26 protein-coding genes are annotated in these 25296 nt (G+C 53.7%); 15 read left to right on the top strand and 11 right to left on the bottom strand.

Annotated features, from left to right (window positions below; genetic code table 11):
- Positions 1 to 28: 28 nt before the first annotated feature.
- Positions 29 to 670: a bifunctional 4-hydroxy-2-oxoglutarate aldolase/2-dehydro-3-deoxy-phosphogluconate aldolase gene (gene kdgA / locus HV242_RS13600; RefSeq protein WP_047356862.1), complete on the top strand. Its 642-nt coding sequence runs from the start codon at positions 29 to 31 to the stop codon at positions 668 to 670.
- A 41-nt stretch (positions 671 to 711) separates the two neighbouring features.
- Here the strand turns inward: kdgA and purT are convergent, their stop codons facing one another.
- Complete coding sequence (purT, locus tag HV242_RS13595) at positions 712 to 1890, bottom strand: formate-dependent phosphoribosylglycinamide formyltransferase (RefSeq protein WP_047356861.1); 1179 nt, start codon at positions 1888 to 1890, stop codon at positions 712 to 714.
- Positions 1891 to 2060: 170 nt separating this feature from the next.
- Between purT and HV242_RS13590 the strand changes: the two genes are divergently transcribed.
- Positions 2061 to 2711 (top strand): tellurite resistance TerB family protein, encoded by a 651-nt coding sequence (locus HV242_RS13590; protein WP_014170628.1) that lies wholly within the window; start codon positions 2061 to 2063, stop codon positions 2709 to 2711.
- Between the two features lie 85 nt (positions 2712 to 2796).
- A complete protein-coding gene (gene ptrB / locus HV242_RS13585; RefSeq protein ID WP_032678427.1) occupies positions 2797 to 4857 on the top strand; it encodes an oligopeptidase B in 2061 nt (686 codons plus the stop codon).
- Here ptrB and exoX read toward each other — a convergent pair.
- The 3 genes from exoX to HV242_RS13570 form a co-directional block, all read right to left on the bottom strand.
- Positions 4854 to 5516 carry an exodeoxyribonuclease X gene (exoX, locus tag HV242_RS13580; RefSeq protein WP_014170626.1) on the bottom strand — a complete coding sequence of 221 codons (663 nt, stop codon included), beginning with the start codon at positions 5514 to 5516 and terminating at the stop codon, positions 4854 to 4856. The genes ptrB and exoX overlap by 4 nt on opposite strands.
- A 24-nt stretch (positions 5517 to 5540) precedes the next feature.
- The gene (locus HV242_RS13575) at positions 5541 to 6191 is read right to left on the bottom strand and encodes a carbon-nitrogen hydrolase family protein (RefSeq protein WP_063858490.1); all 651 of its coding nucleotides are present in this window, start codon (positions 6189 to 6191) and stop codon (positions 5541 to 5543) included.
- 109 nt (positions 6192 to 6300) lie between these two features.
- The gene (locus HV242_RS13570; protein ID WP_013096102.1) at positions 6301 to 6531 is read right to left on the bottom strand and encodes a DNA polymerase III subunit theta; all 231 of its coding nucleotides are present in this window, start codon (positions 6529 to 6531) and stop codon (positions 6301 to 6303) included.
- Between the two features lie 137 nt (positions 6532 to 6668).
- Here HV242_RS13570 and yobA point away from each other — a divergent pair, with 137 nt between their 5' ends.
- The 3 genes from yobA to HV242_RS13555 are packed head-to-tail and all read left to right on the top strand — an operon-like array spanning position 6669 to position 8266.
- Entirely contained in the window at positions 6669 to 7040 is a 372-nt protein-coding gene (gene yobA / locus HV242_RS13565; protein WP_063858489.1) for a CopC domain-containing protein YobA, read from the top strand.
- Between the two features lies 1 nt (position 7041).
- Positions 7042 to 7911, top strand: coding sequence for a copper homeostasis membrane protein CopD (copD, locus tag HV242_RS13560; protein WP_040017778.1), 870 nt, complete (start codon positions 7042 to 7044; stop codon positions 7909 to 7911).
- 16 nt (positions 7912 to 7927) lie between these two features.
- On the top strand, positions 7928 to 8266 hold the full coding sequence (locus HV242_RS13555) for a YebY family protein (RefSeq protein WP_014170622.1): 339 nt from the start codon (positions 7928 to 7930) through the stop codon (positions 8264 to 8266).
- 406 nt (positions 8267 to 8672) lie between these two features.
- Here the strand turns inward: HV242_RS13555 and HV242_RS13550 are convergent, their stop codons facing one another.
- Positions 8673 to 9614 (bottom strand): VirK/YbjX family protein, encoded by a 942-nt coding sequence (locus HV242_RS13550; protein ID WP_047356858.1) that lies wholly within the window; start codon positions 9612 to 9614, stop codon positions 8673 to 8675.
- 167 nt (positions 9615 to 9781) lie between these two features.
- Between HV242_RS13550 and pphA the strand changes: the two genes are divergently transcribed.
- Positions 9782 to 10426: a protein-serine/threonine phosphatase gene (gene pphA, locus HV242_RS13545; RefSeq protein WP_063858488.1), complete on the top strand. Its 645-nt coding sequence runs from the start codon at positions 9782 to 9784 to the stop codon at positions 10424 to 10426.
- A 34-nt stretch (positions 10427 to 10460) separates the two neighbouring features.
- On the opposite strand, the gene HV242_RS13540 is transcribed toward pphA, so the two are convergent.
- The 4 genes from HV242_RS13540 to yebS all read right to left on the bottom strand — a co-directional run bounded on the left by HV242_RS13540 (position 10461) and on the right by yebS (position 16210).
- Positions 10461 to 10700 (bottom strand): YebV family protein, encoded by a 240-nt coding sequence (locus HV242_RS13540; RefSeq protein WP_020883412.1) that lies wholly within the window; start codon positions 10698 to 10700, stop codon positions 10461 to 10463.
- Between the two features lie 105 nt (positions 10701 to 10805).
- Positions 10806 to 12248 (bottom strand): 16S rRNA (cytosine(1407)-C(5))-methyltransferase RsmF, encoded by a 1443-nt coding sequence (gene rsmF / locus HV242_RS13535; protein ID WP_079230852.1) that lies wholly within the window; start codon positions 12246 to 12248, stop codon positions 10806 to 10808.
- A gap of 76 nt (positions 12249 to 12324) precedes the next feature.
- Positions 12325 to 14958 (bottom strand): PqiB family protein, encoded by a 2634-nt coding sequence (locus HV242_RS13530; protein WP_181616732.1) that lies wholly within the window; start codon positions 14956 to 14958, stop codon positions 12325 to 12327.
- A complete protein-coding gene (yebS, locus tag HV242_RS13525; RefSeq protein WP_020883415.1) occupies positions 14927 to 16210 on the bottom strand; it encodes a membrane integrity lipid transport subunit YebS in 1284 nt (427 codons plus the stop codon). Before yebS ends, HV242_RS13530 begins: the two co-directional genes overlap by 32 nt.
- A gap of 132 nt (positions 16211 to 16342) precedes the next feature.
- On the opposite strand from yebS, the gene HV242_RS13520 reads away from it, so the two are divergent.
- From HV242_RS13520 to htpX, 4 genes are all read left to right on the top strand, one after another.
- Positions 16343 to 16840, top strand: a complete 498-nt coding sequence (locus HV242_RS13520; protein ID WP_014170613.1) for a GAF domain-containing protein — start codon at positions 16343 to 16345, stop codon at positions 16838 to 16840.
- 96 nt (positions 16841 to 16936) lie between these two features.
- The gene (gene proQ / locus HV242_RS13515) at positions 16937 to 17623 is read left to right on the top strand and encodes an RNA chaperone ProQ (protein ID WP_014170612.1); all 687 of its coding nucleotides are present in this window, start codon (positions 16937 to 16939) and stop codon (positions 17621 to 17623) included.
- A 19-nt stretch (positions 17624 to 17642) separates the two neighbouring features.
- Positions 17643 to 19691 carry a carboxy terminal-processing peptidase gene (gene prc, locus HV242_RS13510; RefSeq protein WP_020883416.1) on the top strand — a complete coding sequence of 683 codons (2049 nt, stop codon included), beginning with the start codon at positions 17643 to 17645 and terminating at the stop codon, positions 19689 to 19691.
- Positions 19692 to 19884: 193 nt separating this feature from the next.
- Positions 19885 to 20766: a protease HtpX gene (gene htpX, locus HV242_RS13505; RefSeq protein ID WP_014170610.1), complete on the top strand. Its 882-nt coding sequence runs from the start codon at positions 19885 to 19887 to the stop codon at positions 20764 to 20766.
- Between the two features lie 48 nt (positions 20767 to 20814).
- On the opposite strand, the gene HV242_RS13500 is transcribed toward htpX, so the two are convergent.
- Complete coding sequence (locus HV242_RS13500; protein WP_063858486.1) at positions 20815 to 22188, bottom strand: MFS transporter; 1374 nt, start codon at positions 22186 to 22188, stop codon at positions 20815 to 20817.
- 178 nt (positions 22189 to 22366) lie between these two features.
- Here HV242_RS13500 and kdgR point away from each other — a divergent pair, with 178 nt between their 5' ends.
- Positions 22367 to 23158: a DNA-binding transcriptional regulator KdgR gene (gene kdgR, locus HV242_RS13495; RefSeq protein WP_014170608.1), complete on the top strand. Its 792-nt coding sequence runs from the start codon at positions 22367 to 22369 to the stop codon at positions 23156 to 23158.
- 64 nt (positions 23159 to 23222) lie between these two features.
- On the opposite strand, the gene HV242_RS13490 is transcribed toward kdgR, so the two are convergent.
- Positions 23223 to 23462, bottom strand: a complete 240-nt coding sequence (locus HV242_RS13490) for a YobH family protein (RefSeq protein WP_020883418.1) — start codon at positions 23460 to 23462, stop codon at positions 23223 to 23225.
- Positions 23463 to 23621: 159 nt separating this feature from the next.
- Here HV242_RS13490 and mgrB point away from each other — a divergent pair, with 159 nt between their 5' ends.
- The 3 genes from mgrB to HV242_RS13475 all read left to right on the top strand — a co-directional run bounded on the left by mgrB (position 23622) and on the right by HV242_RS13475 (position 25143).
- Positions 23622 to 23765 (top strand): PhoP/PhoQ regulator MgrB, encoded by a 144-nt coding sequence (gene mgrB / locus HV242_RS13485; RefSeq protein ID WP_014170606.1) that lies wholly within the window; start codon positions 23622 to 23624, stop codon positions 23763 to 23765.
- 74 nt (positions 23766 to 23839) lie between these two features.
- Positions 23840 to 24130, top strand: coding sequence for a YebO family protein (locus HV242_RS13480; protein ID WP_020883419.1), 291 nt, complete (start codon positions 23840 to 23842; stop codon positions 24128 to 24130).
- A gap of 23 nt (positions 24131 to 24153) precedes the next feature.
- Positions 24154 to 25143 carry an MBL fold metallo-hydrolase gene (locus tag HV242_RS13475; protein ID WP_063858485.1) on the top strand — a complete coding sequence of 330 codons (990 nt, stop codon included), beginning with the start codon at positions 24154 to 24156 and terminating at the stop codon, positions 25141 to 25143.
- Positions 25144 to 25296 lie beyond the last annotated feature (153 nt).

Here is a 25296-nt window from a genome sequence, read left to right as displayed (position 1 = left end):
TTTATCGATCTGGCGAGAGAAAACTCTGATGAAAAACTGGAAAACAAGTGCAGAAGCAATCCTGACCACTGGCCCTGTCGTGCCGGTAATCGTGGTGAACAAGCTGGAGCATGCTGTCCCGATGGCGAAAGCCTTGGTCGCGGGTGGTGTTCGTGTTCTGGAAGTGACCCTGCGTACCGCCTGCGCGATGGACGCTATTCGCGCTATCGCCAAAGAAGTGCCGGACGCGATCATCGGTGCGGGTACCGTACTGAACGCACAGCAGCTGGCTGACGTGACCGAAGCGGGCGCGCAGTTCGCTATCAGCCCTGGCCTGACCGAGCCGCTGCTGAAAGCTGCAACCGAAGGCACGATCCCTCTGATCCCGGGTATCAGCACCGTATCTGAACTGATGATGGGTTTGGATTACGGCCTGAAAGAGTTCAAATTCTTCCCGGCTGAAGCTAACGGCGGCACCAAAGCGCTGCAGGCTATTGCGGGTCCATTCTCTCAGGTTCGCTTCTGCCCGACGGGTGGTATCTCTCCGGCAAACTACCGTGACTACCTGGCGCTGAAAAGTGTCCTATGCATCGGTGGTTCATGGCTGGTTCCTGCGGATGCGCTGGAAGCAGGCGACTGGGATCGCATCACTAAACTGGCTCGCGAAGCGGTTGAAGGCGCGAAGCAGTAAGCGAAGACAGTATGAAAAACGGGCCTGCTGGCCCGTTTTTTTTATCCTGCAACCTTCACGTTCGCGGCGGCTGTTTTGGCTCTTGCCACAGCCTCATCCACGTTTTCACCGGTCGCTAGCGCCACGCCAAGGCGGCGCGTGCCGTCAATCTCCGGTTTCCCGAACAGACGAACCTGCAAGCCTGCACCCATAGCCCCTTCGACGTTATCAAAGGTGACGTTCTGGCTGGTTAATAGCGGCAGGATCACCGCCGAAGCCGCCGGGCCGTACTGACGAATGCCGCCAACGGGCAGGCCGAGGAAGGCACGCACATGCAGGGCGAATTCAGAAAGGTCCTGCGAAATCAGCGTGACCATCCCGGTATCGTGCGGGCGAGGGGAGACTTCACTGAAAATTACCTCATCGCCGCAGACAAACAGCTCCACGCCAAACAATCCGTGACCGCCCAGCGCCAGAACCACTTTACGGGCAATTTCCTGCGCACGTGCCAGCGCCAGATCGCTCATCTGCTGCGGCTGCCAGGACTCACGATAGTCGCCATCTTCCTGACGGTGGCCAATCGGATCGCAGAAATGGACGCCATCAACGGCGCTGACCGTCAGCAGCGTGATTTCGAAATCAAACTTTACGACACCTTCGATAATCACGCGACCGGCACCGGCACGTCCTCCCTGCTGGGCATACTCCCACGCCTTATCCAGAGTGCTGCTGTCGCGGATAAAGCTCTGTCCTTTACCGGAGGAACTCATGACGGGCTTAATGATGCACGGGTAGCCAATTTCGTCGACAGCCTGCAGGAAAGCGGCTTTATCGCCGGCAAAACGGTAGCCTGAGGTAGGTAAGGCCAGCTCTTCAGCCGCCAGACGACGAATGCCTTCGCGGTTCATGGTCAGTTTGGCCGCTTTTGCGCAGGGCACCACGTGCTGGCCTTCCTGCTCAAGGGCGATCAGCGTATCGGTGGCAATGGCTTCAATTTCGGGTACCACGAAATCCGGTTTCTCCTGCGTAATCAGCGTACGCAGGGCATCGCCATCCAGCATATTGATCACATAAGAACGGTGGGCGACATGCATGGCAGGTGCGTCAGCGTAACGATCCACTGCAATGACTTCCACGCCCAAACGCTGGCACTCAATGGCGACCTCTTTACCCAGTTCGCCCGATCCTAACAGCATCACACGGGTCGCCGCAGGTCGCAGCGCGGTTCCTAAACGAGTCATAACAATCCCCCTGAAAAAGTTGCGCGCATTATAAACGTAAACGTTTGCGTCTGTCTTGTTCAGGGCCCGAGAGCGGTCAAGAAATTTGCGCTTCTTTAGCCGTGGCAGACATTTCCTGACGCCTGCTCGCTTACGCTGGGAGACATATTCACCGTTAAGTGAGGGAAACCATGTCAGGCTGGCTAAATCAATTGCAATCCATGTTGGGACAGAAAACGTCGTCATCCGGCGAGCAGGGGCTGAGCAAACTCCTGGTACCGGGGGCGCTTGGCGGGCTGGCTGGACTGCTGGTTGCCAATAAATCCTCGCGTAAGTTACTGGCAAAGTATGGTACCGGAGCGCTACTGGCGGGCGGCGGCGCTATTGCGGGTACCGTACTGTGGAACAAATACAAGGACAGAGTGCGGACCGCGCACAGCGACGAACCCCACTTTGGTGAGCAGACCTCGCCGCTGGATCTGCGTACCGAACGGCTCATCCTGGCGCTGGTGTTCGCGGCGAAAAGCGACGGGCACATTGATGACCAGGAACGATCGGCGATTGAGCAGCAACTGCGCGAAGCCGGTGTCGAAGAAAAGGGCAGAGCGCTGGTGGCGCAGGCCATCGAACAGCCACTCGAACCGCAGCGTCTGGCGCAAAGCGTGAAAAATGAGGAAGAGGCGCTTGAGCTCTATTTTCTGAGCTGTGCCGCCATCGATATCGATCACTTTATGGAGCGCAGCTATCTCAATGCGCTGGGTGATGCCCTGAAGATCCCACAAGATGTCCGGGACGGGATCGAGAAGGATATTCAGGAGCAAAAACGGGCGTTACAGGGCTAACTGCCGCCGTCGCAGCCATGTTTCGCTTGCATCATGCGTGGGTTTTGCCAACCTTATAGGGTGTAAAACTCAAAAGAATGATGACATGCCACCGAAAGCCCGACGTACTCCTTATGCGATCACCACGCATGGCGATACGCGTATAGACAATTATTACTGGCTGCGGGACGACTCCCGTTCCCGGCCAGAAGTGCTCGACTACCTGCACGAGGAAAACGACTATGGCCGCAAGGTCATGTCCAGCCAGCAGGCGTTGCAGGATCAGCTGTTAAATGAAATGGTGCAGCGTATCCCCCAGCGCGATATTTCCGCGCCCTGGACCAAAAATGGCTATCGATATCGCCATATCTACGAACCTGGCAACGAGTATCCCATCTACCAGCGACAGTCGGTGTTATGCGCCGAATGGGATGAGTGGGACATCCTGCTGGATGCCAACCAGCGCGCCGCCCATAGCGAGTTTTATACCCTCGGCGGCATGTCCATCTCCCCCGATAACACCATTATGGCGCTGGCGGAGGATTACCTCTCCCGTCGTCAGTACGGTTTGCGTTTTCGCAATCTGGAAACCGGTAACTGGTATCCGGAAATGCTGGATAACGTTTCGCCGGACTTTGTCTGGGCGAATGATTCCGAAACGGTCTACTACGTCAAAAAGCATGCCTCCACGTTGTTGCCTTACCAGGTGTGGCGCCACACCGTTGGGACGGATTCTGCTGACGACGAATTGGTTTACGAAGAGAAAGACGAAACGTTTTATGTCAGCCTGCACAAAACCTCGTCCCGCCACTATGTGATTATCTTCCTGGCCAGCGCCACCACCTCTGAAGTTCTGCTTCTGGACGCCGAGCTACCTGATGCGCAGCCGCTGTGCTTCCTGCCGCGGCGTAAAGATCATGAATACAGCCTCGATCACTTCCAGCACAGCTTTTACCTGCGCTCTAATCGGGAGGGTAAAAACTTTGGCCTCTACAAAACCAAAGTACGCGATGAACGCAAGTGGGAAGTATTAATCCCCGCCCGGGAGCAGGTGATGCTCGAAGGGTTTACGCTGTTCACCGACTGGCTGGTGGTTGAGGAGCGCCAGCGGGGATTGACCAGCCTGCGGCAAATTAACCGCAAAACGCGGGAAGTGATCGGGATTGCGTTTGACGACCCGGCCTATGTTACGTGGATAGGGTTTAATCCTGAGCCGGAATCGTCGCGTCTGCGCTACGGCTACTCATCTATGACCACGCCCGATACGCTCTTTGAGCTGGATATGGACACCGGGCAACGTCAGGTGCTTAAACAGTCCGAAGTGAAAGGGTTCGATTCCGACAACTACCGAAGCGAGCACCTGTGGGTTACCGCCCGCGATGGCGTCGAGGTGCCGGTCTCGCTTGTTTATCATCGGGCGCATTTCCAGAAAGGTAAGAATCCGATTCTGGTTTACGGCTACGGCTCCTACGGCTCAAGCATGGACGCTGATTTCAGCAGCAGCCGGTTAAGTCTGCTGGATCGCGGTTTTGTGTTCGCCATTGCGCATGTTCGCGGCGGCGGGGAGTTGGGTCAGCACTGGTATGAAGACGGGAAATTCCTGAAAAAGAAAAATACCTTCAATGATTATCTCGACGTCTGCGATGCGTTGATTGAGCAGGGCTATGGCGATCCTGGGCTTTGCTTTGGTATGGGCGGCAGCGCGGGAGGATTATTGATGGGGGCCGTCATCAATCAGCGTCCCGAACGCTTTAAAGGGATTATTGCGCAGGTGCCGTTTGTCGATGTGGTAACGACCATGCTGGATGAATCCATCCCGCTGACGACCGGAGAGTTTGAAGAGTGGGGCAACCCGCAGGATGAGATCTACTATCGCTACATGAAAGAGTACAGCCCGTACGACAATGTAGAAGCGAAAGCGTATCCGCACATGCTGGTGACCACCGGATTGCACGATTCACAGGTGCAATACTGGGAGCCTGCAAAATGGGTGGCGAAACTGCGGGAACTGAAAACCGACGACAACCTGCTGCTGCTGTGCACGGATATGGACTCCGGTCACGGCGGGAAATCGGGGCGATTTAAATCTTACGAAGGCGTGGCACTGGAGTATGCGTTTTTGATTGGCCTGGCGCAGGAAACGCTGCCAGGCCGTGCGGAGCGTTAAGCTTCGCCAAGATAGTGCTTAAGCGTTAAACGCAGTTCCGGGCTCATCTTATCGAGGTTGTTATAGAGCCAGCGCAGATAGCCCGGATCTTTATCCGCAATATCGGAAACCGCCCGACCGCGGTATTTGCCAAAGGTGAAGGTAGTCAGCAACGCCGGACGCCCGGTAATGGTCGCCATATCATCAGGGGTCCAGCCGGAGTTATTCATAATATCAATGAGTAACGCGGCGGTGATGTAGCAGTCATACAGGGCGCGGTGATGGTGCAGACCCTCCGGCGTTCTGACGCTCAGCTTACGGGATTTGTACAACGCCATATTGCTGTACTTAATCCCAGGCCAGAGACGACGCGCCAGTTTCATCGTGCAAATCCATTCTCCGGGCATGTCGGGGAGCACCCGGCGGTCAAAACTGGCGTTGTGCGCGACGTACCACGGGCTACCGTAATAATGGGGTATCACCTCTTCTATCCACGGTTTGTCCGCCACCATCGATTCTGTAATACGATGAATAGCCATTGCCTGCGGGCTGATCGGGCGGTCGGGACGTACCAGATGGCTCATTGGGTTGACTATTTTTCCATCAATCACGTCGACAGAAGCCACTTCCACTATTCCGCCCTGAAGATCGCAGGTTTCGGTATCGATGACGCGCAGCATTGAACTCTCCTGAGCCTAAAACGCCTAGCCTAAAGGAATGATATCGCCTTGCCAACCCTGTCTGCCAAGAGATCCGGTCAATAGCAGTTCACCTTTGTCCGCGCGGACGATCAGCTGACCTGTTTCATCCCATAACGCGCTGCCGCCGCGCGCGTTCGCCATTAACACCGCAATGGCATATTTGTGTGCGAATCGCTGCAGGGTACTGATGGACTGCCGCCAGCGGCTATCTCCCACTGACTGGCAGCTGGTAAACAGCGTCGCCTGCGGGTCGAGATTTGGCGAATCAGCATGTGCATCGATGATCGTCAGCTGTTTATCACCCGGGATCAGGCTTGCACCGCGACCCTGAGGGTAGCGCAGGATGCTATGGCGAGAGGGGGTAAACAGGGCAAGGCCTTTCTGACGATGGCCATTCACGTCGAGCGGAAGCCCGGCAATAATAGTAATCCGGTATAATTTCGCGGCATTTAGCAACGGGGCCAGCTGTTTATCATCGGGAGGGGCGGGGAGCGTCGTTGTCCCTGGGCCAGTTAATGAGAGCTCCGGGAATACCAGCAAATCGCACTGCTGTCGTGCCGCTTCGGCAATGAAACGGAGATGGTGCGCGACATGTTCATCTACACTGTGGTGCAGCCCGGCATACTGGGCCGCAGCAATATTCCATTGTGACATCGTGACTTCCTTTACACAGAGTCGCAGTGATTTAAGAATACACCTAATTTAATCAGGGTTTTCTTATCCTGCCATATTCCGCGTAAGGAAGTGTAACGACTCGTTAAGCTTATTTAACTTTAGGTTCGTACGGTAAACGAGAAAGGTTAACTGAGGCGAGACGATGCGCAATTAAGCGTTCGCGAAACCAGTCGCGCAGATGAGCAGGTTGCTCACGTTCAACCACTTCAGCCACGATGGGCATGTTGTAACGCTCTTTAAATGCGACGCCAGCGGCAGCGAGATCGACATTCACTTTATCCATCTCGTCCTGAGGAAGGGCGGCCAGATTGATCTTCATTACCTTCTCCTTTTTAGACGGCGGCAACGTTACCGCGATTGCTCGACGATGACAAGCAGAGGTGGGATGATCCTCGACTCGCTTATTATACAGAGTTATTCTTTGCCATACAGGCATAACAAAAAGGAATGATTGCGATGGGTTTATCCTCTTCCCGCGCGGCAGGCGCACTGGTCTTTCTGGCCTCTTGCGTGATGTCACCCTCCGTGCTGGCGCACGCTCACCTTAAACAACAGACTCCGGCAGCAGATAGCCTCGTGACGGCACCGCGCACGCTGACGCTGACGTTTTCAGAAGGTATTGAGCCCGGTTTTAGCGGTGTGGTGTTGACGGATGCACAAAAGCAGACCATCAGGACCGGTGCCGTTAAACGCGACGAGAAAGACAAGACGCAGCTGAATGTGCCGCTGGATCGCGAGTTGACGCCCGGAACCTACCAGGTTGACTGGCATGTGGTGTCGGTAGACGGCCACAAGACAAAAGGCAGTTATCACTTTAGCGTGAAATAGCATGCTGGCGATGTGCTACGTAGGGCTGCGCTTTCTCCATTTCGGCGCGTTAATGCTTATTTTTGGCAATGCGCTGTATAGCGTCTGGTTTGCTCCTTCCTCTCTGCAACGGCTCATGTCCCGGCGTTTTCAGTCGCAGCAGAGAATGGCGGCGTTAATCAGCCTGGTGACAGCGCTCCTGATGTTTACGCTTCAGGGTGGGTTAATGGGGAATGGCTGGGGCGATGTCGTCAACCCCGACATCTGGCGTAGCGTGCTGGGGACGCAGTTTGGAAGCGTCTGGCTGTGGCAAATCATTCTCGCGGCCCTTACTGCCGGTACAGCATGGCTGGCTCCGCATAAAGGCTCACGGCTGTTACTGCTCGCCATGGGACAGTTTGTCCTGCTGGCGGGAGTAGGGCATGCGACAATGAACGAAGGCGCGGTGGGCGCATTACAGCGTCTTAATCACGCTCTTCATGTGTTATGTGCTGCAACCTGGCTTGGCGGATTACTGCCGCTGCTGTTTTGCATGCGTCTGGCGAAAGGGCAGTGGCAGCCTGCTGCAATCTACACCATGATGCGCTTCTCACGCGTGGGGCATTACGCCGTAGCAGGCGTGGTGCTTACCGGCGTTTTCAATGCGCTGTTTATTCTGGGTATCGATATTCCCTGGCAGACCCGTTACGTGCAATTTTTGTTGTTCAAATGTGCGCTGGTGGCTTTGATGGTGGTAATTGCGCTGGCAAATCGGTATTTTCTGGTGCCACGGTTTCGTGCGCAAAGCGGGCGAGAACAACAAATATTTATCAGAATGACACAAGCAGAAGTGGTGCTGGGTGCGCTGGTGCTGGCTACAGTCAGTCTGTTCGCGACCTGGGAACCCTTCTGACAAGGTTAACTATCCTATGAAAAAGACACTACTTTCTCTCATCTTACTGGCCTGCACGGGGAGCGCCCTGGCCGCACCACAGGTCATTACCGTCAGCCGTTTTGAAGTGGGTAAGGACAAATGGGCGTTTAATCGTGAAGAGGTGATGCTGACCTGCCGTCCGGGGCACGCCTTGTATGCGATTAACCCAAGCACGCTGGTGCAATACCCTTTAAATGATGTCGCAGAGCAGCAGGTCGCCAGCGGCAAAAGCAGTGGACAGCCAATCAGCGTTATTCAGATTGATGATCCCGCGCATCCAGGGCAGAAGATGAGCCTGGCACCGTTTATCGAGCGTGCAGACACGCTTTGTTAATCTTCGGGTTTCCAATAAAAAACCGCAGATGCTTGCGAAAGCACTGCGGTTTTTCACTTTTAATGATGCTCATACGCTTTTTTTCCGGCCGCTTTAACTGAGGACTGGAAAACCTGGCGTCGTCATCTATTCTTAAAAGGCAAGGCGACTTAGCCTGCATTAATGCCAACTTTTAGCGCACGGCTCTCTCCCAAGAGCCATTTCCCTGGACCGAATACAGGAATCGTATTCGGTCTCTTTTTATCTGATTGAAAGCAAACGATTTATTCCTTTCACCGGCTCTCTCAGAAGGGACACGTTCAGTGATCCGCCTTCAACCATATCACAAAACGGCAGGCGTAAGTCCAGCCCTTTTTGTCGGTTTTGTTAAATTTTTGTGCAGAGTTGAAGAAAGCTCTCAGCGCGCTTAAAAGCGTGATTTCACCTCAGCCTCAATGCAGTCAAGCAGTTCAAAGCGACGGCGATATTCCGCCCGTTTTTTACTGGCGATATCTTCCAGTGATTTACGCTCCATCTGTAACGGCAGTTGCCAGCAGAAGGGGGAGATTTTCTTACCGTCCAGACTCGCCCAGAATTCGTCATAGCTGGCATGGAAATGACGGCCTTTGCTCAGGCGGTAACGCAGTGCGCGGAAAACGTGTCCCTCATCACCAACAGCAAAAATTGCCCGGACGGATGAATGTGCGGCCAGCTGGAAAATCACTTCCATCAGCACGCGTTTTGGAAACAGGCCATGGCAGGCGCGGGTCGCCAGTTTAATGGCGTCATGCGAGACGTTGCGACGTGGCCCCTGAAGCCCACCAATCACCAGCACTCGCTGCCCGTTGCTGCGTGCGACGCTAAACGTCAGGCTTGCGAGCACGGTATTCTCGCTGTCGCGCAGCCACAGCGTGCTTTCACCTTCCCGCTCGGCTTTGCCGGCAGAGGAGGCACTCACGGTATACGTCGCGTCGTTTTTTGCCTGAAATTGCACTATCGTCTGCTCTTGCGGGCTGGTCAGCGCGTTGGCGAGGGTGATATTTTTCAGGCTATCAACCCAATGATAATGGCTGATGATAGCGTCAGCCCGATCGCCGGCCGTCAGGCCACGCATCAGATACTGCCGATGGGTTTTACTCGGTAAGGTAATTTGAGAGGCCAGCAGACGGTCAAAATCATCACGTCCTGAGAGCGTTTCCAGCACGCGATGGGTGGAAGACCAGAACAGGAGCGAGCGCAGCAGGAACTTCAGACGATACTCGCGCTTCTGCCAGATTGGACCCGGAACGCGTTTTCCTTTCACCAGCTCGGAAATGATATTTGTGCGATGCGGATAGAACACATCGTTGTGCAGGTGCATATTAGACACGTTAAGACCTCTCGTTTAATTCATGCCTTATTCTAAAGAGTCAGCAAAAAGGGATTAATAGCGCGCGGATCTTTATTTCCATTTGGTTTACCGTTCGTTTGGCTTTGTGAATGCTGCGCGTGTCAGCTGCAATTTCTGCTGCGTCTATACTTAAGCAAGGAGGTTTTATGTATCAGCGAATCGATGGTGGGAAGTGGCGGCACGTCTGGGTTGTCAGCGACATACATGGTTGTTATCAATGGCTCATGGATGAACTGAAACGCCGGCATTTTAATCCTTATGAGGATTTGCTTATTTCCGTAGGGGATGTAATTGACCGTGGCCCTGACAGTATTAAATGTTTACAGCTCATGAATGAAAAATGGTTTCGTGCAGTACGGGGCAACCATGAACAAATGGCTATCGACAGCCTTGATAATAATGATTTCACACTCTGGACAATGAATGGCGGAATTTGGTTTACCCGCCTTGAGCACACACAACAGCAGCTGGCGCTGACGTTACTTAATGCGTGTCGGGAACTGCCGCACATTATCGAGATAACCTGTGCAAACGGTTTGAATGTGATTGCTCACGCTGACTATCCCGCTGCGGAATACCGCTGGCAAAAACCCGTAAGCGCCCGGCACGTACTATGGGATCGCGACCGGCTGATGGGGTTTATGGTCGGGAAAGGGCAGGGAATCGGCGGTGCGGACCATTTCTGGTTCGGACATACGCCACTTGACCGGCGGTATGATTTTAATAACCTGCACTATATTGATACCGGCGCCGTTTTCGATGGTTACTTTACGCTGGCGCAGCTTCAGTAATAAATAACCCGCCTTCGGGCGGGTTCTCTTTAGGTCAGGCAAGACGCATGACCCAGGCATCGGATTGACTATCGTAATGCTCACGGTAAAGGACTGAGTGTTCGCCATCAAGTATTGCCGGTACGCTGGTATCGGCATCCCAGGCATCCAGTTGCATGCACAAATCCGGGTCGGATTTGCAGGGAATACTTAACGTTCGTTCGCCCTGTGCTTCGCCGCGCAATTCTGCGTCGTCGATTTCGAAAGCGCCAATACGCACGCTGGTTTTCGTCATATTGCTCTCCTGGTGTGTTATCAAAATCTGGTATGACCAGTATGGGCATCCATTTTTGATCGTAGACAAGGAGAGCAAAATCGCCAGTAAAAAAATGCGCTTTTTTCAGCCGGTGCGATCGTTACCGGTAAACAATCGCCCATCACGAACCAGCTCTCGCGGATAGCTGTTTTTCAGTCGCGAACCCACCTTTTTCGCCAGCCCTAACGGATAACCCTGATAGGTCACCACCACTTCATCATGCGATGGGGTGTTATCCGGATATACATCACGGCCCCGGTACCACTCTTCAGCTTCCTGGTGCGTCAGGGCGAACGTATTCTCGCTGCCGGCGAGGGCGATAACACCCTCATGCTGCCAGCGATAGCCTTTATTGTGCACTTCCGCCAGGCGGATCCCGATGCGGGAAAAACGTACCTTGCCGATAAGCGGCTCAATATTTGCCGGGAAAAGCCAAATCTCTTTATCGCGAATCCAAAGATGGCATGTGTCATCCCAGGCCAGCCCGACCTTAGCGGCGGCGGTAGTGACTTGCTCCGCCTCACGCCTTTTCATGGGGGCGAAGGGGAAATTGCCGACCTTAAACGTCGGGGCTGGCAGTGGCTCAACCGCCTGCGTTTTACGCAACCGTGCGACAAAAAAACCTTCGCAGTCATAAATCTGGGGGAAAACGTGCAGAAATCCTTCAGGCGTGACGGCTTCATTGGCTGAAGCGAACAAACCGTGTAACGGCAGGAACTCGACGGCATCAGGGTATTGCGACTTGAGCCACAGACAGACGTCCTCGTTCTCGTCACGGTTTAAGGTGCAGGTCGAATAAACCAATGTGCCACCGGGACGCAGGGCATGGAAGGCGCTGTCGATCAGTTCGCGCTGGGTGGCGGCAATCTCAAGGTTACTCTCTACAGACCAGTTTTTTAACGCATCAGGATCTTTACGCACCACCCCTTCGCCGGAGCAGGGCGCGTCCAGCAGGATGGCATCAAACGTTTCTGGCAGGGCTGCGCCAAATACGCGGCCATCGAAGTGCGTCAGGGCAACGTTATGGATCCCGCAGCGGCTGATGTTAGCGTGCAGAACTTTAACGCGACTGGCTGAAAACTCGTTGGCGAGAATGGCTCCGCGATTCCCCATCCTGGCGGCAATCTGCGTGGTTTTGGAGCCCGGCGCGGCAGCGACATCCATGACGCGTTCTGGCGCATTATCATCCGCAAACAGGGCGGCAACCGGCAGCATCGAGCTGGCTTCCTGGATATAAAACAGACCACTCAGATGTTCTGCGGTACTGCCCAATGGCAACGACGCTTCGTCATCCCGTTCAATCCAAAAACCCTCTGCACACCACGGTACTGGCGTCAGTTGCCAGTTATACGGCGAGACCAGAGCCAGAAAATCGGCGACGCTTATTTTCAGCGTGTTGACACGAATACTCCGGCGCAACGGTCGCTGACAGGCGGCGATAAAATCGTCTAACGAGAGGTGAGAAGGAAGCGCCTCGCGCATCTGCGCCAGGAATTGTTCAGGAAGAAATACGGAGTTTTGAGCCACGTGCACACCACAGGGAAAAGTTCAGGGGCGCAGTGTAACATAAAGGCTCCGGTGCGTTGACACCGGAGCCCTGAGATTAACGCGGCAGGGCAGTGCCCCATTCACGCCACTCTTTCGGCTCGCTTTCGAGCAGCAGGAAGTGTTTGCCCGGTTGCGCTTTCGGCACCAGCGGCGTCCCCGGTGGTGTAGCGAAAGCAATACCGCCACGAATGAACTGGTTGAAGGTGCCGGTTTTCACCACCCCACCCGTCAGACCGAAGTCCAGTGAATAGCCGGAGGCCAGCCAGAACACCGAGTTATTACGCACCAGGTGCTGGTAACGATCGCTGATGCGTAATGCCACCATCACGCGGTCAGAGAGCGTACCGAGCGTCAGGCCCGTCACTGTACCCACCTCAATCCCGCGGAACAGCACCGGTGTGCCGATGTTCAGCGAGCCCGCTTCCGGCACTTCCACCACAATGCTCAGGCCATCCAGATAGCGAGAGTCAGTGATCGTGGCTTCCTGCAGTTCAAAGTCACGGCGAGCATTCCCCTTACCAGGTTCGACGTTGATATAAGGCTGCAGGATAGTGTCGAGGTGCTCAACGCCAGCGGCCGAAATCTGTGGCGTCACCACCGAGAAGCGGGAGCCTGAGCGGGCGAAGGTTTGAACATATTCCGGGTAGAGCACGGCGGTGGCCTGCACCTCGTTACGGGCGGTGATAAGCGTCAGCTTCTGGATCTGTCCGATATCAATACCCAGATAACGGATGGGCATCCCTTCCGCCAGCTTTCCTGCATCAAAAGCATGCAGGGTAATCTGCCCGCCAACGGCACGGGCAGCGGTTTCAGACGGGAAGAGAATACGCTTATCGCCTTTACGCAGGTTTGCACCCGCACCGCTGAGGTTATCGAAGCTGATCGCTCCGCGCAGCGCACGTGAAAGCGGGGAGGCCTGCACGGTCAGCCCGTTACCGTTAAGCTGCACTTTCGCACCACCTTCGGCCCAGAACACGCTATTCGGGGTCAGCAACTTGCGATACTCCGGTTTGATATGCAGTTCGATATCAAACGCGTCCGCATGAGGGCGTACGGCAATCACTTCCCCGACCTCAAACTTACGGTACAGCACAACGGAGCCAGCCTGGACATCAGGAAGCGTCTCGGCGCTTAACGTCAGTGTCGTGGTTGGGAGATCGCTCATGCTGTTTTCAATCGCTTTGTCCAGGTTGGCATACAGCGGATAACTGTCGCGCACCGGGCCTTTATTGCCCGGTAAAATGCGGATCCCGCCGTTAACCCATTCGCTGGCGCTGGCACCGAGGAACTCAACGCCGTCGAGGCCAACCTTCACGTCGACGCGGCTGTTCACCACAAATTTACTGTCGCCATGGACAAGGTCGCTGTATTGCGGATCGATAGCCACCGAGAAGCTCACGCCGTTTTCAGAGAGCGTACGCTCCAGTACCTGGCCCACCTGGACGCCATGCAGAATCAGCGGCTGGCCGGCTTCGATACCGTAACTTTCAGGCGCGGTCAGTTTTACCGTTACGACGCCCGGTTTTTGCAGCAGCGCTTTATCTGCCGGCGCAACAACGAAACTGTTGCTGGGTTGACCTTCACCGGGGATCAGTTCAAACGTATTACCGGTCAGAAGATTGCTCAGGCTGGTATCGTTCAGAGACAGTTTTGGGCTGCGCATCTCGATGCGCGTTTTTTCACGCAGGAGATCAACCACGCTCGGGTCGACGGTCATCTCACCGGTCACGGAACCGCCTGGATTGAGCGTCATTTTGGTGAGCTGCCCAACCTGCAATCCCTGATACATAAGCGGTGTGGAACCCGCTTTCAGCCCTTTAGCGTCGGGCAGGGCGAGTTTGACGATCACGCCGCGCTGGCTGTGCGCCAGGTCAGCATACAATCCGAAGGTGTCATCTGCCGTGGCCGGGCTGGAGTTTTCCGGAGAGTCGAAGGCAACGGCACCGTTGACCAGTGCGGCCAGGCTCTCGAGCTTCACTTTGGCACCGCTCAGACTGAGATCGGCATCCACGCCGGAGACGTTCCAGAAACGACTGCCTTTTTTCACCAGGTTAGTGAAGCGGCGATCGATTAACACATCAATCGTCACGCCCTGTTTATTCGGGTTGATGGCGTAATCATAAACGCGACCTACCGGAATTTTACGGTAATAAACCAGTGAGCCACTGTTGAGGGAACCCAAATCCGGTGCCTGCAGATGGATCATCAGATCGCCGTTATTCAGTCGGTATTTTGGTTGGGTATCCAGCGCAACAAAGTGATCCTGCGGTTCACCTTTACCCGGCATCATGCCGATGTAGTTACCGCCAACCAGTGCATCCAGCCCTGAAACACCCGCCAGAGAGGCCTTAGGCGTTACCAGCCAGAACTGCGTTTCGCTGCGCAGCGCATCCTGCATATCGGACTTAATGCTGGCGCGGACCTGAATTTTATTCAGCCCTTTTCCAAGGCTGATGTCCTGAACGGTACCCACCTCAACCCCCTGGAAGCGGACAGGGGTTCGCCCGGCCACAATGCCGTCGGCAGACTGGAAGTCAATGGTGATGGTGCTTCCGCGATCTTCATAGCTCGTCCAGATAAGCCAGCCTGCAATCATCAGGGCGATGACAGGCAGCAACCAGAATGGAGAAATGCGGCGTTTTGTTTTAATTCTCGCTTCAGTCGGCGAAGCGGGCGTTTCCTGACTCATGTGCATCCCAAAGTAAGCGGCTATCCAGCCATTCCACAGCAAGAATAGTCAATATCACCGCGGAGCCGAAATAAAAAGCTGCGGGTCCCATTGTAAAAGCTAATAACTGGTCGCGATTGATCAGCGACATCATCAACGAAATCACGAACAGATCCAACATCGACCAGCGGCCAATCCAGGTGACGAATCGCAAAAGCAGAATTCGGGTACGTAAACCTTGCTCACATTTGAAGTGAATACTCAGGAGCAGGGTAAACATCACCACCACTTTGGTAAACGGCACCAGAATACTGGCGATAAACACAATTGCCGCCACCCCCACGTTGCTGTGGGCGAGGGAGATGATCCCGGAGAGGATGGTATCCTCCTGGCGCCCACCATTCACGTAAATGATGGAAATCGGCAGCATATTGGCCGGGATCAAAAAGACCAGCGAGGCAATCAGCGCGGCCCAGCATTTTTGCAGACTGTTGTTGCGCCGCAGTCTCAGGGGAATATGACACCGCGGGCAACGGCCACGTGGGTCGGGCAAGCCAGTATAGTGACACCCCAGACAGACCCGGAGACTTTCATCCGGTCGCGTGGCCGGGCGCTGAGGGTAAAAGCGCTCCCAGAGCTGTTCGACGTTCAGATGAATGAGTGTGAGGATGCTCAGCAAGACCAGACAAATAAATGCAAAGAGTCCGACCCCGGGCTGCAAGAATGCATAGTCCTGGACTTTTATGGACGCCACGCCGACGCCCACCAGGTAGATATCCAGCATGACCCACTCTTTCAGTTTGTCCAGCATCAGCAACACGGGGCGGAGATTCATCCCCAGAATGTTACCAAACCAAAGATAGGCAATGGCGGCGACCAGCACCAGCGGCGCGCCGACCGTACAGAAAAGCACCATGGCGGCAGTGAGCGGGTCGCCCTGGCGCGTCATCTGCCAGATCCCCTGCAGTACGTTGGCATCAATACGCACACCAAGCAGGTACAGCTTCAGCAGCGGTTCGCCCCAGGCAAACGGCATAAGAAGCAGCATGGTGATGGCCATCGCGGCGAGACGGGTCAGCGACCAGTCGCGTCCGTCGCGAATTTTAGCGTCGCAGCGGGGGCAAAAAGCACTTTCATGCGATTTCATCTTCGGCAACATAAAAAGCGTATCGCACTGCGGGCAACGCTGATAATGTGCACGAGGCAAAGCTTCGCTTACCGTATGGACAGTTATCTTTTTTGTCGGCGTAATTTTGGTTGTTTTTAAGGCCATCAGCTGCGCACAAATAAGTATTGTTGAACGTTATATTAACTCATGAACGGATTCATCTTGAGCATGAGCGCATTTAATGCTTATTTTAATAGGCTATGCGGTAATTTTGTAAGACAACTAAGTGATTGAATAATGAACAAAACAGAATTCTACGCGGATCTTAACCGCGATTTTAAGGCATTGATGGCGGGTGAGACCAGCTTCTTAGCCACTCTGGCAAATACTAGCGCATTGCTGTTTGAACGGCTATCAGACGTTAACTGGGCCGGTTTTTACCTTCTGGAAGGTGAAACGCTGGTGCTTGGCCCATTCCAGGGGAAAATTGCCTGCGTGCGTATTCCCGTAGGACGCGGTGTTTGTGGTACAGCGGTCGCGACTAATCAGGTACAGCGCGTCGAAGACGTCCATGCGTTTGACGGACACATTGCCTGTGACGCAGCCAGTAATTCTGAAATCGTTCTGCCTCTGGTGGTAAAAAATCAGATTATTGGCGTTCTGGATATCGACAGCACGGTCTTCAGTCGCTTCACAACCGAGGACGAACAAGGGCTGCGCGAGCTGGTGGCGAACCTCGAAAACGTTCTCGCCGCAACCGATTATCAAAAATTCTTTGCGAGCGTAGCAGGATAATCAACGGATAACGTAGCATTTACTGATAGCGTCATTATAATGACGCCTGTTCATGCCTGCGCTTGTTGGCAACGTCCGTTGTAATCAGGAAATTTCATGGAAAATCAACCTAAGTTGAATAGCAGTAAAGAAGTTATCGCATTTCTGGCCGAGCGTTTCCCACAGTGCTTCAGTGCTGAAGGTGAAGCTCGTCCCCTGAAAGTCGGTATTTTTCAGGATCTGGTGGCACGCGTTGAGGGGGAAATGAACCTCAGCAAAACTCAGCTTCGTTCCGCCTTACGTCTTTATACTTCGAGCTGGCGTTACCTGTACGGTATCAAAGCGGGCGCGACGCGTGTTGATCTTGACGGCAACCCTTGTGGTGAGCTGGACGAGCAGCACGTTGAGCACGCACGTAAACAGCTGGAAGAAGCCAAAGCACGCGTTCAGGCACAACGTGCAGAACAGCAAGCGAAAAAACGCGAAGCCGCAGCGGCAAACGGCCAGGAAGAAGCGCCTCGTCGTGAGCGTAAACCACGCCCAGCGCCGCGTCGTAACGATAATAACGATCGCAAACCGCGTGCTGACAAACCAGCAGCTAAAGCCCCGCGCGCCCCTCGTGAAGAGCCGCGCCATACGCCGGTTTCTGACATTAACGCCCTGAGCGTGGGTCAGGCACTGAAGGTGAAAGCGGGTAACAACGCAATGGACGCCACCGTACTGGAAATCACCAAAGATGGCGTTCGTGTACAGCTGACTTCTGGTATGTCAATGATTGTACGCGCAGAACACTTGTTGTTCTGAAACGGAGGCCAAGCCTGGCATGAACACTTTTTTTAAGCTCACCGCGTTGGCGGGCCTGTTTGCTATAACAGGCCATGCTTTCGCAGTGGACGATATCACGCGTGTTGATCAAATTCCGGTCCTCAAGGAAGAGACGCAGCACGCGACGGTGAGCGAGCGTGTGACCTCACGCTTCACCCGTTCGCACTATCGTCAGTTCGATCTCGATCAGGCCTTTTCGGCCAAAATCTTTGACCGCTATCTGAACTTGCTGGATTACAGCCATAACGTACTGCTCGCCAGCGATGTCGAGCAGTTCGCTAAGCGTAAATCCGGGGTGGGTGACGAGTTGCGTTCAGGCAAGCTGGATCTGTTCTACGATCTCTATAACCTGTCGCAAAAGCGCCGCTTTGAACGCTATCAGTATGCGCTGAAAGTGCTGGAACGTCCGATGGACTTCACCGGCAACGACACCTTTAATCTGGACCGCAGCAAAGCGCCCTGGCCGAAAGACGAAGCCGAGCTGAATGCGCTGTGGGATGGAAAAGTAAAATACGACGAGCTGAGCCTTAAGCTGACCGGCAAAGATGAAAAAGAGATCCGTGACACGCTGACGCGTCGTTACAAATTCGCTATTCGTCGTCTGGCTCAGACCAACAGTGAAGATGTTTTCTCACTGGCGATGACTGCTTTCGCTCACGAAATCGATCCGCATACCAATTATCTCTCGCCTCGCAATACCGAACAGTTTAATACCGAAATGAGCCTGTCTCTGGAAGGTATCGGTGCGGTGCTGCAGATGGACGATGATTACACCGTGATCAACTCAATGGTCGCCGGTGGCCCGGCGTCGAAAAGCAAAGCGATAAGCGTAGGCGACCGCATTGTTGGTGTGGGTCAAACCGGACAGAACATGGTCGATGTGATCGGCTGGCGTCTGGATGATGTGGTTGCGCTGATCAAAGGTCCGAAAGGCAGCAAAGTTCGCCTTGAAATTCTGCCAGCCGGTAAAGGCACCAAAACCCGTATCGTTACCCTGACGCGTGAGCGTATCCGCCTGGAAGACCGCGCGGTGAAAATGTCGGTGAAGACCGTGGGTAAAGAGAAGGTGGGTGTTCTGGATATCCCGGGCTTCTACGTCGGGCTGACTGATGATGTAAAAGTCCAGCTGCAGAAGCTTGAAAAGCAGAACGTGAGCAGCGTCATCATCGACTTGCGCAGCAACGGTGGTGGGGCGCTGACCGAAGCGGTTTCACTGTCCGGGCTGTTTATCCCGTCTGGTCCGGTGGTTCAGGTGCGCGATAACAACGGTAAAGTACGTGAAGATGCCGACAACGATGGTGTGGTCTATTACAAAGGCCCGCTGGTGGTCTTAGTCGATCGCTTCAGTGCTTCCGCGTCTGAAATCTTTGCCGCCGCTATGCAGGACTATGGCCGTGCGCTGATTGTCGGTGAGCCGACATTTGGTAAAGGTACCGTACAGCAGTATCGTTCTCTGAATCGTATCTACGATCAGATGCTGCGTCCGGAATGGCCTGCACTGGGTTCGGTTCAGTACACCATTCAGAAATTCTATCGTGTGAACGGTGGCAGTACGCAGCGTAAAGGCGTGACGCCAGATATCATGATGCCGACAGGCACGGAAGAAACTGAGACCGGCGAGAAGTTTGAAGATAACGCATTGCCGTGGGATAGCATTAACGCCGCGACGTACGTGAAAGCGGGTGATATGACGCAGTTTGGTCCTGAACTGCTGAAAGCGCACAACGATCGCATCGCCAAAGATCCGGAATTCCAGTACATCATGAAGGATATTGCTCGTTTCAATGCCCTGAAAGATAAGCGGAATATTGTTTCTCTCAACTACGCTCAGCGTGAGAAAGAGAACAACGAAGATGATGCAACGCGTCTGGCGCGTATCAACGATCGCTTCAAGCGTGAAGGTAAGCCTCTGCTCAAGAAACTGGACGATCTGCCAAAAGATTACCAGGAGCCGGATCCTTACCTCGACGAGACGGTGCATATCGCTCTTGACCTGGCGAATCAGGAAAAGGCGAAGCCCGCCGTGCAACCTGCACCGGCAAAATAATCCCCCAACAGGCACAAGAAATTGTGCCTGTTTCTTTTTGTTCCGCATTCTCCCGTCAGGCAAATTTCCAATTGTGTAAAGTTGTGTCTTTCTGGTGACTTACGCCCGATGGATGCTTGAAAATAGCCGTAATACCCATACGATGTGGGTAATCGCATAGTGCGCTTTGTTAAACTGAGGTTAAAAGAAAATTATGATGCGAATCGCGCTCTTCCTGCTCACCAACCTTGCGGTGATGGTGGTTTTCGGGCTCGTGCTAAGCCTGACAGGAATTCAGTCGAGCAGCGTTCAGGGTCTGTTGATTATGGCGCTGCTGTTTGGTTTTGGTGGCTCATTCGTTTCACTCCTGATGTCGAAATGGATGGCACTGAAATCGGTAGGTGGTGAAGTCATTGAGCAACCGCGTAACGATATGGAACAGTGGCTGATGAATACCGTGGCTCAGCAATCGCAGCAGGCGGGTATCGCCATGCCGCAGGTGGCCATTTACCACGCGCCAGATATTAACGCCTTTGCTACAGGTGCCCGTCGTGATGCGTCGCTGGTTGCCGTCAGCACCGGGTTGTTGCAGAACATGAGCCGTGACGAAGCCGAAGCGGTTATCGCTCACGAAATCAGCCATATCGCTAACGGCGACATGGTCACCATGACCCTGATCCAGGGCGTAGTGAACACCTTTGTTATCTTCATCTCCCGTATTCTGGCGCAGATCGCGGCAGGCTTTATGGGCGGGAACCGCGATGAAGGTGAAGAGAGCAACGGCAACCCGCTGATCTACTTCGCGGTTGCGACGGTACTGGAGCTGGTATTTGGTATTCTGGCCAGCATCATTACCATGTGGTTCTCCCGTCATCGTGAGTTCCACGCGGATGCCGGCTCGGCGAAACTGGTTGGCCGTGAGAAAATGATTGCCGCGCTGCAGCGTCTGAAAACCAGCTATGAACCGCAGGAAGCGACCAGCATTATGGCATTCTGCATTAACGGTAAATCAAAATCGCTGAGCGAACTGTTTATGAGTCACCCGCCGCTGGATAAACGTATCGAAGCGCTGCGCAGTGGTGAATACCTGAAGTAACGCTAAGAAGAGCAATGAGCCGGGCTGGTGATATCCGCCCGGCTTTTTTTATGCCTGTACTCTGGGCTGGGTAATGCGCAGCCCGCTGATGATGGCGGCGAGGGTGGCAAGGGCGCCCGCGGTGAAAAGTGCAACGTGGTTGCCATTTTGCCCGGCAAGATTAAACATCAGCGCGACCAGGGCCGCGCCGGTGCTTTGTCCCAGCAGACGTGCGGTGCCTAACATACCGCTGGCACCACCGCTGCGATGGCGCGGCGCTGAGGTGATGATGGTGTGGTTGTTAGGCGACTGGAACAGACCGAACCCTGCACCGCACAGGATCATGCGCCAGATGATATCCAGATCGGTGGGTGATGAGGGGAGTAGTGCGAGTGCGAACAGTCCCGTGGCCATGACGGCAAGCCCCAGCGCGCCAAGCAATCCGGCGTGGACGCGCTCAATCAAATACCCTGCCAGCGGCGCCATTACCATCGTCGCCAGTGGCCACGGCGTTAACAGCAGTCCGGTCTCGACTTCAGTACGTCCCACCACACTTTGCAGGAAGAAGGGCAGAGAGACCAGGGCCAGCATCTGGGCGCAGAATGAGCAAACAGAAGTACAAATCGAGAGAGAAAAAAGAGGAATACGCAGCAGGTCGACAGGCAGTAAAGGGACAGGGAGCGCGAGCTGGCGGCGTACAAAGAAGAAGCCAATCACCAGCAGCGCAATGAGCTCCGCGGCGGTAAGTATAAGGGACTGACCTTGTGCAAAGCCGCTCAGGGCAGTAATCAGCAGGCCAAAGGTCAGGGCATTCATCACTGCGCTGATAAGGTCAAAGCGTGGCATCGTGCTTTTGGGACCGTTCGCGGGAAGATAGCGCAGAGCAAAGAAGAGGGCCACAATACCCAGCGGTACGTTAATGGCGAATAACCACTGCCAGGACGCGACAGAGAGTATGGCCGCCGCAAGGGTTGGCCCGGCCGCAGACGAGACGGCGACAATAAACGAGTTTATCCCCATACCGCGTCCCAGATGACGCTGCGGATAGATTAAGCGGATCAACGCCGTGTTGACGCTCATCAGTGCCGCGCCCCCAAAACCCTGTGCTATGCGCGCAAGCGTCAGAGTATGCAGCGAATCAGAAAGGGCACAGAAAAGGGAAGTAAAGGTGAACACCAGCAGGCCGCATTGATACACCCGTCGGTAACCGAACATATCGCCCAGGAAAGAGAACGAGAGCAGTGAAACCACGATCGCTATCTGGTAGGCATTGACTATCCATATAGAACTGGCAGGGGAGGCATGCAGGTCGCTGGCAATGGTTGGCAGGGCAACGTTAGCGATTGCACCGTCTAGGACGGCCATTGAAATACCGATAACAATCGTGGCGATAGCGCCATACCGCTGGGGCAAAGGCAGGCCATCGGACAGGTTTTTTTCCATTAGAGATGAAAAGCTCAGTGTGAAATTATTCTCAGGGTAACTATTTTAGCATCGTTATTTCAGTTTTATGTCGCAGATTTGTAACGAAGTAAACGAGGATCGATTGCAGGTAACATGACGGGAATTTATAATAAAAACCGGTTCTGATTTTTATAAAACACTCTCTATGAGGTGGTAAATGGCAATTGCAGATTTGGATAAACAGCCAGATTCTGTTTCTTCCGTGCTGAAGGTGTTTGGCATCTTACAGGCGCTCGGAGAAGAGCGTGAAATTGGTATTACAGAGTTGTCGCAGCGTGTGATGATGTCGAAAAGCACCGTTTATCGCTTTTTGCAAACCATGAAGTCACTGGGTTACGTCGCACAGGAAGGCGAGTCTGAAAAGTATTCTCTGACGCTGAAACTGTTCGAGCTCGGGGCCCGTGCGCTGCAAAACGTGGATTTGATCCGCAGCGCAGATATCCAGATGCGTGAGATCTCTCGCCTGACCAAAGAGACTATCCACCTGGGGGCACTGGATGAAGACAGCATTGTCTACATCCATAAAATCGACTCCATGTACAACCTGCGCATGTATTCACGCATCGGTCGTCGTAATCCGCTTTACAGTACCGCGATTGGCAAAGTGCTGCTGGCGTGGCGCGATCGCGAAGAAGTGAAGCAGATCCTCGAAGGCGTGGAGTATAAGCGCAGTACTGAACGCACTATTACCAGCACTGACGAATTATTGGCCGTGCTCGACAAAGTACGTGAGCAGGGGTATGGCGAAGATAACGAAGAGCAGGAAGAAGGGCTGCGCTGTATCGGTGTGCCGGTATTTGACCGCTTTGGCGTTGTCATTGCCGGGCTGAGTATCTCTTTCCCGACCCTGCGCTTTTCTGAAGAACGTCTGCATGAGTATGTGGCGATTCTCCATACAGCCGCACGCAAGATTTCAGAACAAATGGGCTATAACGACTACCCGTTCTGATCCTTACAGGCATAAAAAACGCCGCACACAGTGCGGCGTTTTTTATCAATATCAATCGGGGTGATTAGCCGTTATCAATGACGACGGATGTTTTACGCAGAACCGGGCAGTTGGTTAAACCAATGATCCCGCTGTCTGAATGAATATATTGTGCCGTGCTCATGCCCTGCGCGGTCATGTATTTGCATTGAATACCTAATCCAGCGGCGTTTTCGGTGCTTCCCACAAGTACGCCATAGCCGGTTAACAGAAGGCCAACCCATACTACGGCCAGTGCAATAATTGTACGAATGATTAAATGCATCATTGCCTCTTTATCTTTGTTGTCATGCAGTAAGCCTAAACGGTTTACTCTATGAAACAAGTGCATGATTCTGAAAACGACCAGATGGCGGTACAGTTAGTCCTTGTTTAAGATAGCCGTGATAACCTGGTTATATCGGGCCTTTAGACGGAGTGTGGAGTGAAAAAAATACGCTGGGTGATTCTGATTATTGTGCTGGTAGCCTGTGTGGTGTTGTGGACGCAGACTATCAATGTGATGTGCGATCAGGATGTACAGTTTTTTAGCGGCGTTTGCGCAATCAATAAGTTTATTCCGTGGTAACACGCATTTTTTCTCAAGGTGATTTCCTTCCTTCGCACCAGTGGTAAGATAGACGTTTTTATTGAGGTGGTGAAATGGGTGAGTTACTGAATTCAGGGCTGCTAAATATGGCATCCCTGATGATCTCGTTGGTTGTTCTGCTGGTGGGGCTTGTCATTTGGTTTTTCGTAAACCGTGCCAGTTCCCGTACAAACGAGCAGATCGAACTGCTGGAAGCGCTGCTTGACCAACAAAAACGTCAGAATGCGCTGTTACGTCGTCTGTGTGAGGCTAACGAACCAGAAGAGAAAGCGTCGGCGAAAGACGCGGTTGCTGAAGACAACACTGAGCAGGATGACTTTATCCGCCTGGTGGCTGAGCGTTAATTTGTCTTATCCGGGAGGTGGCTGTGGTCTGGAAAAATCCCTGGTATGACCCCTCCCTGAAACATCACACACCGAACGGTTTTCGTAATACTGACCCCGTCGGGCATCAGCCCGGTGACGTTGATCGCTGGCGAAAAGCGCGCAAAGAAGCTGGCTTACCCCGCCCCCCGGCAAACGGATATGAGGAATTTATCCGCCAGTGGTGGCAGCCGGCAACGCTTAAGCAGCCGCAGGAAAATGGGGTATGGTGGCTCGGACACGCAAGCCTGTTGTTGCACATTGATGGCAACACCCTGCTGACCGACCCCGTTTTTTCTCGCCGCGCCTCTCCCTTACCTTTCCTCGGACCACAACGTAAAACGCCTCCCGCTCTGTCTGTCGAACAGCTCCAGCAGCTCGATGCAGTGGTTATTTCCCATAATCATTACGATCATCTGGATGACGCGACCATTCGCCGGATCCTTAAACGCTTCCCCGACGTAACTCTGTTTGTTCCCTTAGGTCTGGGAGACTGGTTTCGCCGCCGGGGGGCAAGACGCATTGTTGAGCTCGACTGGTGGCAGAGTTTCACCTGGCAGGGGATAACGCTGTCCGCCGTACCGGCGCAGCACTGGAGTATGCGCACGCTCTGGAACCGCAATCGCTCCCTGTGGTGTGGCTGGGTGTTTGAAGGGCGGCATCATCGTTTCTGGTTTGGCGGCGACACGGGCTATTCACCTGAACTGCTGCGAATACCGGAAAGGCTGGGTAAAATTAACGCCGCGGCGTTGCCCGTTGGCGCTTATGCACCACGGTGGTTCATGGCCGTACATCATATGGATCCGCAATCTGCCGTTGCGTTGTGGCAACAGTTGGGATGCCCACTGGCGTTTCCCATTCACTGGGGCGTGTTTGAACTGGCTGATGAATCGCTTGATGACCCCGTGCGAGAGTTAACTGCAGTCCTCGATAATTTAGCACCGGTTAATAATTCCTTCAGGATACTGAAAATTGGTGAATATTTATCCTTATAAACGAAGCGCTGGATTGTTGCATATATTCTGTATGTCTAAGGTCTAAAGAATGTTTTATTTTTATCGAAACGTTTTGCTTGCCTTGTTTTGATGCAGAGTCATAAAAATTTCATTATTTTGGTGCATAACATTCTTTATTAGCTGGTGCTTTTT

Source organism: Enterobacter sp. RHBSTW-00593, assembly GCF_013784105.1.
Lineage (GTDB): Bacteria > Pseudomonadota > Gammaproteobacteria > Enterobacterales > Enterobacteriaceae > Enterobacter > Enterobacter ludwigii.
Note: the sequence above shows the minus strand (reverse complement) of the source record. Positions and strands in the feature narration are given on the sequence as shown.